16 protein-coding genes and 1 tRNA gene are annotated in these 16,480 nt (G+C 69.1%); 7 read left to right on the forward strand and 10 right to left on the reverse strand.

Annotated features, from left to right (window positions below; genetic code table 11):
- The first annotated feature begins 68 nt into the window (after positions 1-68).
- Positions 69-1,382, forward strand: a complete 1,314-nt coding sequence (locus CGU35_RS11410) for a tyrosine-type recombinase/integrase (RefSeq protein WP_198519576.1) — start codon at positions 69-71, stop codon at positions 1,380-1,382.
- Positions 1,383-1,467: 85 nt separating this feature from the next.
- Here CGU35_RS11410 and CGU35_RS11415 read toward each other — a convergent pair.
- Positions 1,468-1,543 (reverse strand) — tRNA-Thr (locus CGU35_RS11415).
- A gap of 67 nt (positions 1,544-1,610) precedes the next feature.
- Positions 1,611-2,585 carry a DsbA family protein gene (locus tag CGU35_RS11420; RefSeq protein ID WP_100811719.1) on the reverse strand — a complete coding sequence of 325 codons (975 nt, stop codon included), beginning with the start codon at positions 2,583-2,585 and terminating at the stop codon, positions 1,611-1,613.
- 234 nt (positions 2,586-2,819) lie between these two features.
- Between CGU35_RS11420 and CGU35_RS11425 the strand changes: the two genes are divergently transcribed.
- Positions 2,820-3,923, forward strand: a complete 1,104-nt coding sequence (locus tag CGU35_RS11425) for an ABC transporter ATP-binding protein (RefSeq protein WP_100811720.1) — start codon at positions 2,820-2,822, stop codon at positions 3,921-3,923.
- 114 nt (positions 3,924-4,037) lie between these two features.
- Positions 4,038-5,351 carry a DUF4032 domain-containing protein gene (locus CGU35_RS11430; RefSeq protein ID WP_100811721.1) on the forward strand — a complete coding sequence of 438 codons (1,314 nt, stop codon included), beginning with the start codon at positions 4,038-4,040 and terminating at the stop codon, positions 5,349-5,351.
- A 40-nt stretch (positions 5,352-5,391) separates the two neighbouring features.
- Here CGU35_RS11430 and CGU35_RS11435 read toward each other — a convergent pair whose 3' ends face one another.
- From CGU35_RS11435 to cysS, 3 genes are read right to left on the reverse strand one after another with little or no spacing between them, the layout of a single operon-like run.
- On the reverse strand, positions 5,392-6,033 hold the full coding sequence (locus CGU35_RS11435) for an NAD(P)-dependent oxidoreductase (RefSeq protein WP_100811722.1): 642 nt from the start codon (positions 6,031-6,033) through the stop codon (positions 5,392-5,394).
- A gap of 34 nt (positions 6,034-6,067) precedes the next feature.
- Positions 6,068-7,060 carry a 23S rRNA (guanosine(2251)-2'-O)-methyltransferase RlmB gene (gene rlmB / locus CGU35_RS11440; RefSeq protein ID WP_100811723.1) on the reverse strand — a complete coding sequence of 331 codons (993 nt, stop codon included), beginning with the start codon at positions 7,058-7,060 and terminating at the stop codon, positions 6,068-6,070.
- Positions 7,053-8,453: a cysteine--tRNA ligase gene (cysS, locus tag CGU35_RS11445; protein ID WP_100811724.1), complete on the reverse strand. Its 1,401-nt coding sequence runs from the start codon at positions 8,451-8,453 to the stop codon at positions 7,053-7,055. Before cysS ends, rlmB begins: the two co-directional genes overlap by 8 nt.
- A gap of 134 nt (positions 8,454-8,587) precedes the next feature.
- On the opposite strand from cysS, the gene CGU35_RS11450 reads away from it, so the two are divergent.
- Positions 8,588-9,523, forward strand: coding sequence for a DMT family transporter (locus CGU35_RS11450; RefSeq protein ID WP_100811725.1), 936 nt, complete (start codon positions 8,588-8,590; stop codon positions 9,521-9,523).
- Between the two features lie 4 nt (positions 9,524-9,527).
- Here the strand turns inward: CGU35_RS11450 and ispD are convergent, their stop codons facing one another.
- Together ispD and CGU35_RS11460 are read right to left on the reverse strand one after the other, a co-directional pair.
- Positions 9,528-10,760, reverse strand: coding sequence for a 2-C-methyl-D-erythritol 4-phosphate cytidylyltransferase (ispD, locus tag CGU35_RS11455; protein WP_100811726.1), 1,233 nt, complete (start codon positions 10,758-10,760; stop codon positions 9,528-9,530).
- Positions 10,761-10,769: 9 nt separating this feature from the next.
- Positions 10,770-11,252 (reverse strand): CarD family transcriptional regulator, encoded by a 483-nt coding sequence (locus tag CGU35_RS11460; protein ID WP_100811727.1) that lies wholly within the window; start codon positions 11,250-11,252, stop codon positions 10,770-10,772.
- 137 nt (positions 11,253-11,389) lie between these two features.
- On the opposite strand from CGU35_RS11460, the gene CGU35_RS11465 reads away from it, so the two are divergent.
- Positions 11,390-11,860, forward strand: coding sequence for a DNA modification methylase (locus tag CGU35_RS11465; protein ID WP_100811728.1), 471 nt, complete (start codon positions 11,390-11,392; stop codon positions 11,858-11,860).
- Positions 11,861-11,897: 37 nt separating this feature from the next.
- On the opposite strand, the gene CGU35_RS11470 is transcribed toward CGU35_RS11465, so the two are convergent.
- Positions 11,898-12,584 (reverse strand): response regulator transcription factor, encoded by a 687-nt coding sequence (locus tag CGU35_RS11470; RefSeq protein WP_100811729.1) that lies wholly within the window; start codon positions 12,582-12,584, stop codon positions 11,898-11,900.
- Positions 12,581-13,933 (reverse strand): sensor histidine kinase, encoded by a 1,353-nt coding sequence (locus CGU35_RS11475; protein ID WP_100811730.1) that lies wholly within the window; start codon positions 13,931-13,933, stop codon positions 12,581-12,583. The genes CGU35_RS11470 and CGU35_RS11475 overlap by 4 nt, the downstream gene beginning before the upstream one ends.
- 168 nt (positions 13,934-14,101) lie before the next feature.
- On the opposite strand from CGU35_RS11475, the gene phoU reads away from it, so the two are divergent.
- Positions 14,102-14,764 (forward strand): phosphate signaling complex protein PhoU, encoded by a 663-nt coding sequence (gene phoU / locus CGU35_RS11480; protein WP_100811731.1) that lies wholly within the window; start codon positions 14,102-14,104, stop codon positions 14,762-14,764.
- Between the two features lie 74 nt (positions 14,765-14,838).
- Here phoU and CGU35_RS11485 read toward each other — a convergent pair whose 3' ends face one another.
- Entirely contained in the window at positions 14,839-15,588 is a 750-nt protein-coding gene (locus CGU35_RS11485; protein WP_100811732.1) for a phosphoglyceromutase, read from the reverse strand.
- Positions 15,589-15,638: 50 nt separating this feature from the next.
- Between CGU35_RS11485 and CGU35_RS11490 the strand changes: the two genes are divergently transcribed.
- A complete protein-coding gene (locus CGU35_RS11490; protein ID WP_100811733.1) occupies positions 15,639-16,478 on the forward strand; it encodes a class I SAM-dependent methyltransferase in 840 nt (279 codons plus the stop codon).
- Positions 16,479-16,480: the final 2 nt, after the last annotated feature.

The following is a 16,480-nucleotide window of genomic DNA, read 5'->3' on the forward strand; positions in this document are numbered from 1 at the left end:
ACCGGGCCCATACGCCGGGATGCAGCGGCGAGCGTTGCCGCTGCCCGCGAGAGCACGGCTCGCGCTGCATGCATCGCGAACGCCCGGACGGTCGCACCGCCTGCGGTTGCCCGTGGGCGTTCGTCGCAAGCGCGATGCGCGCAGGTCGCCGCGTCCAGTCCACGGGCTCGGGATACAGCTCCAGAACCGCAGCGGCGCGCGCCCGTGCTGAAGCCGTCGACACGCTGCGCCGGGCCCCCGCAGCAGCCAAGCGCGGGCAGTCGCTCGGTGACTGGCTTGACTCATGGCTGGAGCGTCGCGAGAGCGGGTCTAACGCGCTCCGCCCCACGACGCTCAGCGAGTACCGCCGATACGTGGCGATCATCCGCGAGTCGATCGGGGACGAGCGGTTGCGCGACGTGTCAGCCGACACGCTCGACTCGCTCGAGACGCACCTGCGGCGCACGCGCCCGGGCCGGGCCGTGACTCACGCTCAGTGCTTCGCCGTCCTGCAGAGCGCGCTGCGTGACGCCTACCGACGCGGCATGATCGCGGACGACCCGACGCGCCGACGTGACGCCGTGCGCGCGCCGAAGAAACGCCGCGTCATGCTCCAGCCGAAGCAGTTCGCCCGGCTGCACGACTGGATGGAAGCGCGCGGCGAACGCATGGCCGGCGCTTTCTGGCTCGCCGCAGCCACGGGCCTACGTCGCGGTGAGCTGGCAGGGCTCCGCTGGGTCGACGTGTCGCTGGAGGATGGGCGCATTGTCGTCGCTCAGCAGGCAGTGCAGGTTGGTCGCGACGTAATCGTGGCCGCACCCAAGACCGCGGCGGGCGAGCATCGCGTGGTGATGCTCGATGCACGGACGATTGGCGTCCTCCGCGGCATCCACGTGCAGCAGGCCACAGAGGCGGCGCTGTGGGGCTCCGACTACCGGAACGGAGCCGCGCTCGTGCTGACCCGCGAGGACGGCTCACCGCTCGCACCTGAGCAGCTCACACGCGCACTCCCCCGACTCATCCGCGCATTCAATGCCGAGCTTCGGATTCGTTCGCTCCGTGACGACGAGAACGCCGACGAGCTGGCGACCCTTGCCCGCAGTCACGCGATGGGGGTCGCGCGACTGGCTGCGATCCGCGCGGACGAGACGCTGACCGGCGAACCGTTGCCCGTCGTCACGTTCCACAGCCTGAGGCACCTGCACGCGAGCGTCATGCTCGCATCCGGGCGCGGGCTCGCAGCCGTCCAGCGCAGGCTCGGACACTCATCTATCGCCCTGACGAGCGACCTCTACGGGCACGCCGTCGAGTCGTCCGCACGTGAGGATGCAGAGGCCGCTGCGGCACTGTTCCCGACGCGCCCACGTACCCTCGAAACGCCCACAATCCAGAGCGGTAGCTAGCGAATAGCTAGCCCGGCCGCCGGTGACGTGCGCAAGGCACAGAGACGCCCGGTCGGGATTCGTAGACTGACCGGGCGTTTCTGACTGGAGCCGACTACGGGACTTGAACCCGTAACCCCCTAATTACAAGTTAGGTGCGCTACCAATTGCGCCAAGTCGGCAGGTCCACCAGTCTACCGACGACGCTGGCGCGCGGTGAGCGCGATCCGGCGTAGCGGGCACTCGGTGTCAGGGTGCCGGTGATGGCGTCGTGGTCGGGGCAACCGTCGGCGTGGGGGTCGGCGTCGAGAAGTAGGCCTCACTCGCGAGGGTCAGCACGAACTGCGCGAACTCTTTCGCATCGGTCAGGTCGCCGTTGTACGGCTTGCCGTTGACGTAGACCTTCGGGCCGGTCAGTGCAGCATCCGTGCCCTCGACGGGCTCGGCCAGTGCGCGAGCCGTGGCCTTCTGAACCCACGGCACGAAGCTGGCGTTCTCGATGCACCGGGTGACGCGCTTGGGGTTCTCGACCCCCACCGCCTGGGCGAGCACGGCCAGGTCGGCGTCACTGAGCCCGTCGGTGTCGATCTCCGGGCGCTGCTCGAGCAGTTTGTGGTTGAACGCGAAGAACGAGTCCGGCGCGTAGGTGGCGACACATGCGGCGGCGCCCGCCGAACGGAGCGAGTACTTCGTTCCGTTCGACTTGCCCGTCAGGAGTGCGACCGGGTGGTACGAGATCGTCGCCGCGCTCTCCGAGACCCATTCCGAGAGCTGCTGGGAGTTCGCGAGCTGGAAGTCCGAGGATGCCTGCGACAGATAGTCGACGTAGACCTCGATCTGCAGGGGCTGCTGGGTGGACGACGGTTCGGGGGACGCGCCCGGAGCGGGCGCGTCGGAGGGCGCCGCGTCGCTGGCCGAGGGCGGGTTTTCGGCGCTGCTGCCACCGCCCGAGAAGGATGCCAGCACGCTGGCCGGAATCGAGTCGACCGTGATGCCGTCGTCCTGCACATCGGGAGAGAGCTGCGGCTGCGAGGCGGACTCGCCGAGCGTCCACGCCACCGCGATGCCGGCGCCGACCACGACCGCTGCCACGACGACGCTGCCGACGACGATGCGTGCGACGCGCCCGCGGCGCTGGCGCGCCTGCACCGCGGCCGCCTTCTCACGCACGGCCTCACGGCGGTCGCGGCGTGCGGGGACGTTGGGCGTCTCATCGCTCGACATGGAACCTCTGAATCACTCGGCCGGGAGCATCGGGCGCTCCCGGGTAGGACACGCGCGGGTAGAGCGACATCCGTATCCGATGCTAGCCAGCCAGGCTGGGAAACACCCAGACGGGCGCGCGTTTGCTGTGTCATACTTTCCGCGGGCCCGAAGAAGCGCCTGCGGCGGCTCAACCCCGCCACTTCCATTCACTACGGATCGTCCGGCACGTACCTGCCGGTGAAGGAGAAAACAATGTCGTCTGTCACGTTCGACAACGCCACCCGCCTGTACCCCGGCGGGGAGCGACCCGCCGTCGACAAGCTGAGCCTGGATGTCGCCGATGGCGAGTTCCTCGTTCTCGTCGGCCCCTCGGGCTGCGGCAAGTCCACGTCGCTGCGTATGCTCGCGGGCCTCGAAGAGGTCAACTCGGGACGCATCCTGATCGGTGACCGCGATGTCACCGACGTGCCGCCGAAGGATCGCGATATTGCGATGGTCTTCCAGAACTACGCCCTCTACCCGCACATGACGGTGGCCGAGAACATGGGCTTCGCCCTGAAGATCGCCGGTGTCGGCAAGGACGAGCGCGCCGCCCGCGTGCTCGAGGCGGCGAAGCTGCTCGACCTCGAGCAGTACCTGACCCGCAAGCCCAAGGCCCTCTCGGGTGGCCAGCGTCAGCGCGTCGCAATGGGTCGCGCCATCGTCCGTCAGCCCCAGGTGTTCCTCATGGACGAGCCGCTGTCGAACCTCGACGCCAAGCTCCGCGTCCAGACGCGCACGCAGATCGCCTCGCTCCAGCGCCGCCTCGGCGTCACCACGGTGTACGTCACGCACGACCAGACCGAGGCGCTCACGATGGGCGACCGCATCGCCGTGCTGAAGGACGGCATCCTGCAGCAGGTCGGCACGCCGCGCGACCTGTACGAGACGCCCAAGAACGTCTTCGTCGCCGGATTCATCGGATCGCCCGCCATGAACCTGTTCACGGTTCCCCTCACCGAGGGCGGCGTGCAGTTCGGCAGCTCGGTCGTCGGTATCGAGGCCGACACCCTCAGCCGGGCCCACGGCAGCGAGGTCACGATCGGTGTCCGGCCCGAGGACGTCGTGCTCGGCCCGGCAGATGGTTCGGGCCTGTCGGTCACGGTCGACCTGGTCGAAGAGCTCGGCGCCGACGGATACCTCTACGGCCACGCAGACGTGCTGGGCAAGCGCACCGACCTGGTTGCCCGCGTCGACGGCCGTAACCACCCGAACGCCGGCGAGACGGTCACGCTCGCGCCGGTCCCCGGACACATGCACGTGTTCGACGTCGTCACGGGCGAGCGCCTGAGCGACAAGCCGGTCGTCTCCGCGTAATACCCTCGTGCGGCGCGGGTCCTCTTCGGGGGCCCGCGCCGCACGCATTCTCGGGCTCGGGACGTGCGAGCCCACAGCCAAACCATCCACAGGAAACCGAGCCGAGGAGTCACCGTGAGCGATGCCCTGAGCATCACCGCGAGCGAGGTCGACCCGGGCCTCTTGACACTGCCGTGGTCGGTGCCGCTCGCCGAGTGGCCGAGCAGCACGATCGTGTCGCTCCCCAAGGGGCTCTCGCGCCACCTCGTGCGTTTCGCCAATCTGTCGGGCCGTGTCGTCGCCGTCAAAGAGACGACGGTCGAGATGGCGCGTCGCGAGTACGAGATGCTCGGAAACCTGCACCGACTCGACGTACCCTGCGTCGACCGCGTCGCCGTGATCGCGGGACGCACGGATGCCTCGGGCGAGCCGCTTCCCGCAGCGCTGGTGACAGCGCACCTGAAGTTCTCGCTCCCCTATCGCGCCCTGTTCACCCAGGTGCTGCGCCCCGACACCGCGACCCGCCTGGTTGATGCGCTCGCCGTGCTGCTGGTGCGCCTGCACAACGTCGGGTTCTTCTGGGGCGACGTTTCGCTCTCGAACACGCTCTTCCGCCGCGACGCCGGCGCCTTCGCCGCCTACCTCGTCGACGCCGAGACCGGTGAACTGCACGAGGGCGGGCTGACGCTCGGCCAGCGCGAGCACGACCTCGATGTCGCCCGCACGAACATCGCGGGCGAGATCATGGACCTCGAGGCGGGCGGGCGACTCGAGGGCGGGGTCGACGCCGTCGAGATCGCCGACGGCATCCTCTCGTCGTATCACTCGCTCTGGGCGGCTCTGACCGACCAGGAGAGTTTCTCGGCGGCGGAGTCGTGGCGCCTCACCGAACGGGTGCAGCGTCTGAACGCGCTCGGCTTCGACATCGGCGAGATGTCGATTCAGGCGGCTCCCGACGGCACCCGTGTCTCGATCCAGCCCAAGGTCGTCGACGCGGGGCACCACCAGCGACGCCTGATCCGCCTGACCGGTCTCGATGTCGAAGAGAACCAGGCGCGGCGACTGCTGAACGACCTCGACGAGTTCCGCGCCCGCGTTTCGCGGCTCGGCGCCGACGAAGAGATGGTCGCCCACGAGTGGCTGACCCGCGTCTTCGAGCCGGTCGTCAAAGCCATTCCCTACGACCTGCGCGCCAAGCTCGAGCCCGCCGAGGTCTTCCATCAGGTGCTGGAGCACAGGTGGTACATGTCGCAGGAGCGCGGGTCGTCGGTGCCGCTCGCCGAAGCGCTGACGTCGTACATCAACGACGTCCTGCGGCACCGCCGCGACGAGGCGACGATCATGGGACCGCCGACCGAGACGCTGGCGATCCCGATCATCGACGACGACGACGCCGAGATCGAGCCGGATGCCGAAGCCGACGCGATCGACTGGCGCGACCTGGTCTGATCAGGACCCGGTCTGATCAAGGGCTGCCCGGATCACCCGGTCAGTAGCCGACGGTGAAACGCTCGCGCGAGTGCTTCGGAGACTCCACCTCGTCGATCACGGCGACCGCGAGGTCTGCGCCGGAGATGAACGAGTCGCCCGCCGCATCGGTCACGATGACCTCGCCTCCATCGCGGTAGTCACCCGTTCGCTCACCCGGGTTCCACACCCCGAAGCCACCCGCGGGATGCACGTAGAACCAATCGACCGAGGGGTCTCCGGCCTGCAGATCTTCGAGAATGCCGATCGCCTCGAGGGCTTCCGGCTTGTACTCCTCGGTGAAGCTCGGCAGGTCGATCACTCGCGGGCCGCCGGGCGCCACCAGGCTGCCGCCCGCGCCACCGATCACGCCGATGCGCGTGCCCGGCTGCAGCGTCGCGACGAGCTCGGCGACGGCCGGACGCAGCAACCCCAACATCGCGCCACGCGCGGGAACCGTCACGATGACGACCTCGGCGCCCTGGATCTCGGCCACGAGACCCGGCACGTCGAGCAGCGTTCCCTCGATGTACGTCACCCCGGCGACGCGCTCTGCGGGTGCCGTGCGCGCGACCGACAGCACGGTATGCCCCCGGTTCACCGCCTCGTTGACGATGTGGCTACCGGCGTAGCCGGTTCCTCCGATGACGGCGATGCGAGACATCCGAGATCCTTCCGAGAGCGTGCGGACGGGTGGGTCAGTCGCCGACGGATGCTCGCAGCGTCGACACCTGGTAAAGCGCGACGGATGCGGCGATGCCGGCGTTGAGCGATTCGGTGCTGGCAGAGATGGGGATCGACACGATCTGGTCGCACGTTTCGGCCACCAGCCGCGAGAGCCCCTTGCCCTCGCTGCCGACGACGATGACGATGGGTCGGTCGGCGAGTTCGAGGGCGGGCAACGAGACATCCCCGCCACCGTCCAACCCCAGCACGAAGACGCCCTGACGCTTGAAATCCTTCAGCGTCGACGTCAGGTTCGGGGCGACGACGACGGGGGTGCGCGCCGCCGCTCCCGCGCTCGTCTTCCACGCGGCGCTGTTGACGCTCGCCGAACGACGCTGCGGGAGGATGATGCCGTGCCCGCCGAAAGCAGCGGTCGATCGGATGATCGCGCCCAGATTGCGGGGGTCGGTGATGCCGTCGAGTGCGACGAAGAGCGGGAGCTTGCCCGCCTCGATGACCTTCTCGAGCAGATCCTGCGGGTGCCCGTACTCGTACGGGGGCACCTTCAGCGCGACGCCCTGGTGCACGCCGTCGAAACCCGCCATGCGGTCGAGCTCGGGACGCGTGACCTCGAGCACCGGGATCTCGCGATTCGTCGCGATCGACAACATCTCCTTGACGCGGTCGTCCATCTCGACGCGCTGGGCGATGTAGAAAGCGGTCGCGGGGATCTTCGCCCGCAGCGCCTCGAGGACCGAATTACGGCCCGTCACGACCTCGGTCTCTTCGTCCTTCTTCGCGCGAGGCGCTCGCCCCGTGTTCGGGTTCGAGCTCGGCCGCCCCTTGCCGCCGGCGGCGGCGAAGCGCTCCGCAGCCGCCTTGCGCTTACCGGCCGGGTGCCACGCGCGGTCCTCGGCCTTGGGCGTCGGCCCACGACCTTCGAGCGAACGCTTGTTCTTTCCGCCCGTGCCCTTCGTCGGGCCCTTCTTGCCCCTGCTCGCGCCGGGCCGTCCTGGCTTAGCCATCGATGCTCCAATGCGTGCCGTCTGAGGTGTCTTCGAGAGTGATGCCGGCCGCCGCAACGGCGTCGCGGATCCGGTCTGCCGCGGGCCAGTCCTTGCCGGCGCGCGCACGGGCGCGCTGGTCGATCAGGCTCGTGACCAGAGTATGCAATGCGCGGGCCTCCGCGCCGTCCGAATGGCCCCGCCACCGCTCGGATGTCGGGTCGATCCCGAGGATCCCGGCCATGGTGTGGACGTGGATGGCGGAGTTCGTCGCCGCATCCACGTCGGAGGCATCCAGCGCGGCGTTGCCGGCACGCACGGTCTCGTGCAGCACGGCGAGCGCCTCGGGAACGCCCAGATCATCGTCCATCGCGGCGACGAACGCGTCGGGAAGGTCGGTGGCGAGCCATCCGTACTCTCCGCCCTTGGCGCGCGCCAGCCGCACGAGGAACGTGCGGATTCGCTCGAGCGCCGACGCCGCTTCGGCGAACGAAGACTCGGTGATGTCGAGGCTCGACCGGTAGTGCGCCGCGACCAGGGCATAGCGGACAACGAGCGGATCGTAGGCGCGCAGGATGTCTTCGGCGAGCACGAAGTTGCCGAGCGATTTGGACATCTTCTGCCCGTCGACGGTCACGAGGCCGTTGTGCACCCAGTACCGGGCGAACGCGTCACCCGCGGCCGCCGACTGCGCGAGCTCGTTCTCGTGATGCGGGAAACGCAGATCGAGGCCGCCGCCGTGGATGTCGAACTCGGGCCCGAGGTACCGGCGTGACATCGCGGAGCACTCGATGTGCCAACCCGGACGGCCCGCGCCCCACGGAGAATCCCAGCTGGCACTGTCGGGCTCGCCCGCCTTGGCGCCCTTCCACAGCGCGAAATCGTGAGGATCGCGCTTGCCCCGCGGGTCGGCGTCGGTCGCGGGCTCCATCGCGTCGAGGGACTGACGTGTGAGCTCGCCGTACGCGGGCCACGAACGGACATCGAAGTAGACGTCGCCCTCGGCGGCGTACGCGTGTCCCCCGGCGATCAGCCGCGCGATCAGTTCCTGCATCTGCGGGATCGACGCCGTCGCGCGCGGTTCGTAGGTCGGCGGGCGGATGCCGATCGCGGAGTACGCGTCCGAGAACGCGCGCTCCATGCGGTACGCGAGCGCCCACCAGGTCTCGTCGGGCGTAGCGTTCGCGAGCACCTTGTCGTCGATGTCGGTGACATTGCGGACGTAGGTCACGGCACCGACGCGGTGCTCGAGCCACCCGCGCAGCACGTCGAAAGCGAGCGCACCGCGCAGGTGCCCGAGGTGGGGGCCCGACTGCACGGTCGGGCCACACACATACATCGACACGCGTCCGGGCTCGCTCGGCACGAAGTCGCGCAGTTGCTGCGCCTTCGTGTCGTAGAGCCGGAGAGTCACCCACTAACCCTACCGGCGGGCGTTCGGAGCATCGAGCTGTCACGAAACGCTCGATCAGGACAGCGGATGCAGCGTTTCGTGACGGTTCGATGCACTGGCGTCGCCGGGCATCTCGGTTCCGGTAGAACTGGAGGGTGCTTCCCGTCCTCGCCGTGCTCGCCGCGGCCGTCCTGTTCGGCACGACCGGCACGTCGCAGGCGCTCGGCCCCGAGAACACCACCCCCCTCTCGGTCGGAGCGGTCCGCCTCGTGCTCGGCGGGACGGGCCTCGCGGTGATCGCCTTCGCCCTCGCCCGCCGCGCGCACCGGCGGGGCACCGTCCCGCCGCGGCCCCGCCTCACCGCGGCACCCCTTGCCCTCATGGCGTTGACGGGTCTGTGCCTCGCTCTCTACCAGCCGCTGTTCTTCCTCGGCACGGCGCGCAACGGCGTGGCGGTGGGAACGGTCATCGCGCTCGGCTCGGCGCCGATCCTGGCCGGTGTGCTCGAGTGGTCGCTGACTCGTCGCCGTCCGAGCGGCGCCTGGCTGCTCGCAACGGCGCTCTCCACCGTCGGCGTCGCCCTCCTCGGCATGGGGGGCGGGACGGATGCCGCGGGAGCCGTCGGCACCGACCCCCTCGGATTCCTCGGCTCGGTCGGCGCGGGCGCGACCTTCGCCATCATCGCCAACGCCCAGCGGAGACTGCTGGATGACGGGTGGGACCCGTTCACCGTGGTCGGCGCGATGGGAGCGGGCTCGGCGATGCTCTCCGCCTGCGTGCTGCCCTTCGTCGACCTCGCGTGGCTCGGCGAACCCGCGGGCCTCGTGATGGCCGTGTGGCTCGGCATCGGGACGATCTCCGTCGCCTACGTGCTGTTCACGTGGGGACTGAACGGGCTGACCGCGGCGACCGCGGCGACGCTGACCCTCGGTGAGCCACTTACCGCGAGCATCCTGGGCGTCGCCGTGCTCGGCGAGCGGCTGAGCGTTCTCGCCGTCGCGGGGCTCATCGTGCTCGCGGTCGGCCTCGCAACCCTGGCGTGGGGCTCTCGCGCGCCCCGGGATCCGAAGCCCTTCGCCGTGGAGGCGTGACGACTCAGACCGGCACGACGAGAGCGACGGCGAAGGCTGCCACGCCCTCGCCACGTCCGGTGAAACCGAGCCCGTCCGTCGTCGTCGCGGCGACCGACACGGGAGCCCCGAGGATGTCGGAGAGCGCGGCCTCCGCCTCGGCGCGTCGTGCCGAGAAGCGCGGACGATTCGCCTGCACCTGCACCGAGACGTTTCCGACAGCCCAACCGGCGTTGCCCAGCAGCTCGCGGGTCCGCGCGAGGAAAGCATCGGCGTGGGCGCCCGCGAAATCCGGGCGGTCGACCCCGAAGTGCATGCCGATGTCGCCGAGTCCGGCGGCGGACAGCAGGGCATCGACGATCGCGTGCGCCACCGCGTCCCCATCCGAATGTCCCGCGAGCCCGGGTTCGCCAGGCCAGTGCAGGCCTGCAAGCCAGAGGTCCCCCGCACCCGCGAAAGCGTGCGCGTCGGTGCCGACACCGACGCGCGGACCCCGGGCGACCCGATCGAACCGGGCGTGGGCAGGGGCGAGGGGCGCCACCAGTCCGCGCGCGCGATCCATGTCTGCGGGGGTGGTGATCTTGAAAGCGAGCGGATCGCCCGGCACGATGACGATCGGATGTCCTGCCGCGGCCACGAGCGCCGTGTCGTCGGTGTACTCCTGATCGGCGGTCGCGTACGACGCGTCGAGCATCGCGCGAGGGAACCCCTGCGGGGTCTGAGCCGCCGCGAGGTCGGCTCGATCGACGGCCTCGACCACGACGCCGGAATCGACGCCGGCACCCACGCGCTTGATGGTGTCGATGACCGGCAACGTCGGAACGACGCCGGATCCGGTCCGGTCGACGGCCTCGATGACCCGTTCGAACACATCGGGTGGGGTGAGCGCGCGCGCGGCGTCATGGACGAGCACGATCTCGATATCGGCCCAGAGCGCGCCGAGACCCGCGGCAACCGAGCGCTGCCTCGTCTCACCACCCGTGACGACCGAGATCAGATCGCGACGACGCCCGCTCTCGAGCGGCGGTGCTTCTTCGGATGCCGCCAGCGCCTCGGTGAGCGCATCGCCCTCGCGCCCGGCAGGAGCCACGATGACCACCTGCGCGGGACCCGCCGCGAGCACGCCCCGGAGGGCGTGCCGCAGCATCGAATGCTCGTCGATGCCGACGAACGCCTTCGGTGCGTTCGCACCGAGGCGCGTACCCGAACCGCCGGCAACGACGATGATGCCGATGCTCGGCGTTGGCGTGATACCCACGCCGGGAGCCTAGCTTGCGAGGACCTCGTCGAGCACGACACCCGCGCGCTCTTCGTCGGTCTTCTCGGCGAGCGCCAGCTCAGAGATCAGAATCTGACGAGCCTTGGCCAGCATCCGCTTCTCACCCGCGGACAGACCGCGGTCCTGGTCGCGGCGCCAGAGGTCACGAACGACCTCGCTCACCTTGATGACATCCCCGGAAGCGAGCTTCTCGAGGTTCGCCTTGTACCGGCGCGACCAGTTGGTCGGCTCTTCGGTGAACGGTGCGCGCAGCACCTCGAAGACCCGATCGAGACCCTCTTTGCCGATGACATCACGAACGCCGACGAGATCGACATTGTCTGCCGGGACCTCGATGACGAGATCACCCTGAGTGACGTTGAGCTTCAGGTATCTCTTGGTCTCGCCCTTGATGACCCGGTCTTTGACTTCGATGATCGTCGCGGCCCCGTGATGGGGGTAAACGACCGTTTCGCCAACCTCAAAAAGCATGCAGTTATGTCCTTTCGGCAACCTACAGAATACCACAGGGGCCATACGCTAAGGTTCGCCGTGCACGCACCGCAGCGGCGGCCGAGCGCACCCCCCTAGAATGAGGATGCAACGTCTGCGATCTCCCTGGAGGACCCGTGAAATCCCGTCGGCTCGCGTCTCTGGCCCTTGTGGCCGCCGTTCTGGTGGGTACTTCCGGCTGCGCCCTGATCTCACCGCAGGCGACGCTCATCCCCTACGCTCCGGCCGACGGCGTCAGCGCCCACACCGGCGACGTCGCCGTCCGCAACGCCCTGATCGTCTCCGACGATGGGATCGACGGCAACTTCCTCGCCGCTTTCGTCAACGAGGGCACCGCCCCGGTCACGGTCCGCATCTCGTACGGCGAGGGCGCCGACAAGACCGAGATCACGCTCCGCGTTCCGGTGAACCCGCCGATCAGCCTCGGTATGGACGGCGAGAACGACCCGCTGCCCTTCCCCGACATGGACACCATCCCGGGCGCCACGATGCCCGTGTACTTCCAGGCCGGAGACGCCGAGGGCGCACTCGTCGAGGTCCCGATCCTCACGGGCCAGACGAGCTACCTCGAGCCGTTCGTCCCCTGAGCGGGATCGGCGCTCGGTTCGCCGAGCGCCACGACGGCTACTCGGCCTCGAAGCGGTAGCCGAGACCCCGCACGGTCACGAGCATGGTGGGCTCGCTGGGCGTCTGCTCGATGCGCGACCGGATGCGTTTGATATGCACGTCGAGCGTCTTCGTGTCGCCGAAGTAGTCACTCCCCCAGACGCGGTCGATGAGCTGACCACGCGTCAGCACGCGCCCGGCGTTGCGCATCAGCACCTCGAGGAGCTCGAATTCCTTCAGAGGCATGCTGATCTCGGTCCCGTCCACGGCGACGCTGTGGCGGTCGATGTCGAGCGTCACACGACCGCCCGTCAGGATGTGGTCCTCGAGGTCGACATCAGGCTCGGTCGTGCGGCGCAGGACCGCGCGCATCCGCGCGAGGAGCTCGCGCGCGGAGTACGGCTTGGTGACGTAGTCGTCGGCCCCGAGTTCGAGCCCGACGACGATGTCCACTTCGGAGTCTTTCGCGGTGACCATGACGATCGGCACGGCGGAGGTCTGCCGGATGCGTCGACACACCTCAGTCCCCGACATCCCGGGCAGCATCAGGTCGAGCAAGACGATGTCGCACCCGCGCTCCTCGAAAGCGGCAACGGCTGTAGGACCGTCTTCGGCGATCTCGACCTCATAGCCTTCGCGGCGCAGCAGGTAGGCCAGGGGCTCGGCCAGATCGGGTTCGTCTTCGACGAGGAGGACCCGGGTCATATCTTCTTCTCTCCCTGAGGGGCACGTTCGGCGCCGACGGCGCCTCGGCGTTTCTTGGCGGGTTCAGCCGCTTTGCGGCGGTCCGTAGAGTCAGCCGCTTTGCGGCGGTCCGTAGAGTCAGCCGCTTTGCGGCGGTCCGTAGAGTCAGCCGCTTTGCGGCGGTCCGTAGAGTCAGCCGCTTTGCGGCGACGGCGGGGTTTCTCGACTTCTTCGGGAATGGCTCGCGGAAGACGGATCGTGAACGTCGAGCCGCGCCCGGGCTGCGACCACACGCGCACTTCGCCGCCGTGGCGCTGCACGGCGTGCTTGACGATCGCCAGGCCGAGGCCGGTGCCGCCGGTGCGGCGCGAGCGAGCCCCGTCGGCGCGGTAGAAGCGCTCGAAGATGCGTTGCTGGTCGGCCTCGACGATGCCGATGCCCTGATCGGTGACGGCGATCTCGACGACCTTGTCTTCGACTCGCACGCCGACACCGACCCGTCCGGCCTTCGGCGAATAGGCGATGGCGTTCGCCACCAGGTTGCTGACGGCCTCGATCAACATGGTCGGGTCACCCCGGACGATGGCACCGCGGTCGCCCCCGCGCAGCAGCTCGACGCCGACCGAATCGGCCTGGACCGCGTTGGACTCGACGGATGCCGCGACGACCTCGTCGATCGAAACGTCGCGCGGCTCCGGCAGCTCGTCGGCCGCCTGCAGGCGTGAGAGATCCATGATGCGCCCCGTGAGGCGGGAGAGGCGGGCGGCCTCGGCCTGCAGCCGCACGGCGAATGCGCGCACCTGCGGCGGGTCGTCCGCGGCGGATTCGATCGCCTCCGCGAGCAGGCTCACGGCTCCGACGGGTGTCTTGAGCTCGTGACTGGTGTTCGCGACGAAGTCGTAGCGCATCTGTTCGAGGCGCTCCTGCTCCGTGACGTCATCGACGACCAGCAGGACGTGGGTGCCGTCGATCGCGGCGGCACGGGCCGACACGAGGCGGCCCTCGGTCGCGAGGAGCGCGGTTCCACCCGCCGCCCTGCGCATGCGAAAGCGCGCGCTCTCGGCACCGCCCGAGGTGCGCGTCGCGCGGACGAGCGCGCGCAGGTCCTCGACGCTGATGACCTCACCCGCCGACATTCCGAACCCCGGCGCCGCGGGGGAAGCAGCGACGACCGTGAGTGATGCATCGACGACGGACGCCGCGCCATCCATGGCGTCGAGCACCTGAAGGATGCCCGAGGGGACGCTCGCGCTCGCTTCGGCCTGGGCACGCTGTGCCGCCCGCAGCGCCGCGAAGACGAGAGCGGATACGCCGAGCCCAATCACCGCTCCCGCAAGCAACGCGAGGAGCGCGATCTGCACCGGGTCCATGAGTCCCAGCGTAGGGTCACGCGTCAAGAACGGCTGACCGGGGCCACAAGAGGGCGGCGCCCACCCGGGTACTATTCACCGGAGCGGCACCGTCCGTTAACCTTCGACGGAGATGATCGCGGAGGTCGCGGGCGCCGTGTCCGACCGACCGGGAAAGGGACCAGCACCGTGCGCGAAGTCTTCCATCAGTCCCTCGAGGACGTCCAGGGGCGCCTCGTCGAGATCTCCGAGCTCGTCGCGATCGCGATCGAGAAGGCCACGCAGGCGTTCGGCTCGAGCGATGTCTCGCTCGCCGAAGAGGTCATCGACGCCGACAGCATCATCGACGACAAGGCCGTGGCGCTCGACGAATTGGCGATCGAGATTCTCGCCCGCCAGCAGCCGGTCGCTCGCGACCTGCGCATCGTGGTCAGCGCGCTCCGGATGTCGGCCTCGCTCGAGCGCATGGGTGACATCGCCGAGCACATCGCCCAGCTCACGCGCTACCGCTTCCCCGAGCGTGCGATCCCCAAGGGTCTCAAGAGCACCTTCACGAGCATGGGCCAGATCGACGTGCAGATGGCCCAGATGCTCACCGAGCTGCTGCGCACGCAGGACGTCAGCATCGCCGAAGAACTGCGTAACCTCGACGACCAGCTCGACGACCTGCACGTCTCGGTCTTCGAGAAGGTCCTCGGCGAGAACTGGCAGGGCGAGGCGATGGCGACGGTCGACGCGACCCTGGCGAGCCGCTACCACGAGCGCTTCGGCGACCACGCCGAGTCCGTGGCGAAGAAGGTCGTCTACCTCGCGACGGGCGACTGGGTGGACACGAACGTCGGCACCGCCTGACCCGATCACACCAGCAATGACAGAGGGACCGGATGCCGAGGCATCCGGTCCCTCTTCGCTGTGCGTCGGCGCGGCTACTTCTTGCCCTGCGCGGCGACGGCGGCAGCCCCTGCGGCAGCCGCTTCGGGGTCGAGGTACTCCCCCGGGCCGAGGGGACGGAGGTCCTCGCCCAGGCGATAGACGAGCGGGATGCCGGTCGGGATGTTGAGCTCCGAGATGTCGTCGTCGCTGATGCCCTCGAGGTGCTTCACGAGGCCGCGGAGCGAGTTGCCGTGGGCCGTGACCAGAACGGTCTTCCCGGCGCGCAGGTCGGGGACGATGCCGCTCTCCCAATACGGGAGCATGCGGTCGATCACGAGCTTGAGCGACTCGGTGCGCGGGATGTCGCCGTCGATCCCGACGTAGCGCGGATCGGAGACCTGGCTGAACTCGTCGTCGTCTGCGATCTCGGGGGGCGGCACATCGAACGAGCGGCGCCACAGCATGAACTGCTCGGGACCGAACTCGGCGAGGGTCTGCGCCTTGTCCTTGCCCTGCAGTGCGCCGTAGTGGCGCTCGTTCAGTCGCCAGGAGCGGGTCACGGGAATCCAGAGGCGGTCGGCCGCATCCAGCGCGATGTTCGCGGTCTGGATGGCACGGCTGAGCACCGAGGTGTGCAGGACGTCGGGCAGCAGTCCCGCCTCGGCAAGCAGCTCGCCGCCCCGCTGAGCCTCGGCCTTGCCGAGGTCTGTCAGGCGCACATCGACCCAACCGGTGAAGAGGTTCAGCTCGTTCCACTCGCTCTGGCCGTGGCGGAGCAGGATCAATGTATGAGGCTCGGTCATGCGCCCATGATATCGAGGCGAGATGACGCTCATCCCGCCATCATGGAGGGATGAGCCCGCGACCCCCGCCCGCACAACGCCCCATCGGGCAGGCGACGCGCGGCACGACCGGCACGAACCGGTTGCGACGCAACGACCGCTACCTCGCCGGACTGCCGGCACTCCGCCGGACCGGCGACCCGCTGGTCGTGGACCTGGGTTTCGGGGCGAGCGCCGTCACGGCTCTCGAGCTCTGGACCCGCCTGGCGCGCGTACGACCGGATGTCGAAGTGATCGGCGTCGAGATCGACCCCGAACGCGTCGCGCGAGCGCGTGAGCAGCTCGTCGCGGTCCGCGACGGCACGACGTCCTTCGCACCCGAGGCCCGGGTCGCGTTCGAGGTCGGAGGATTCGAGGTGCCGCTGCCCGATGGGCGCCGCCCGATCCTGGTTCGCGCGATGAACGTGCTGCGCCAGTACGAGGAAGAGCAGGTAACGGATGCCTGGGCCCTGACATCCACTCGGCTACAGGCCGCGGGAACCCTCGTCGAGGGCACCTGCGACGAGATCGGTCGCGTCTGCTCGTGGATCGATGTCGACGAGGCGGGGAAACCCATGCGATTGACGATTTCGCTGCGGTTGGCGGACCTCGAACTCCCGTCGATCGTCGCCGAACGTCTGCCCAAGGCGCTGATCCACCGCAACGTCCCGGGTGAGCGCGTGCATGCCGTGCTGTCGGCCCTCGACACGGCGTGGGCCCGCGCCGCACCCCTCGGGGTGTTCAGCCCGCAGCAGCGCTGGATCGCCGCGGTCGAGGCACTGCGCGCCTCGGGCGTCCCCGTGCTGGGCGGCCGGTCGCGGTGGCGACTGGGGGAACTCAGTCTGCCCTGGGCGGCCGTCGCTCCCGGCTGACC

This window comes from Microbacterium sp. BR1, from assembly GCF_002812725.1.
GTDB lineage: Bacteria > Actinomycetota > Actinomycetes > Actinomycetales > Microbacteriaceae > Microbacterium.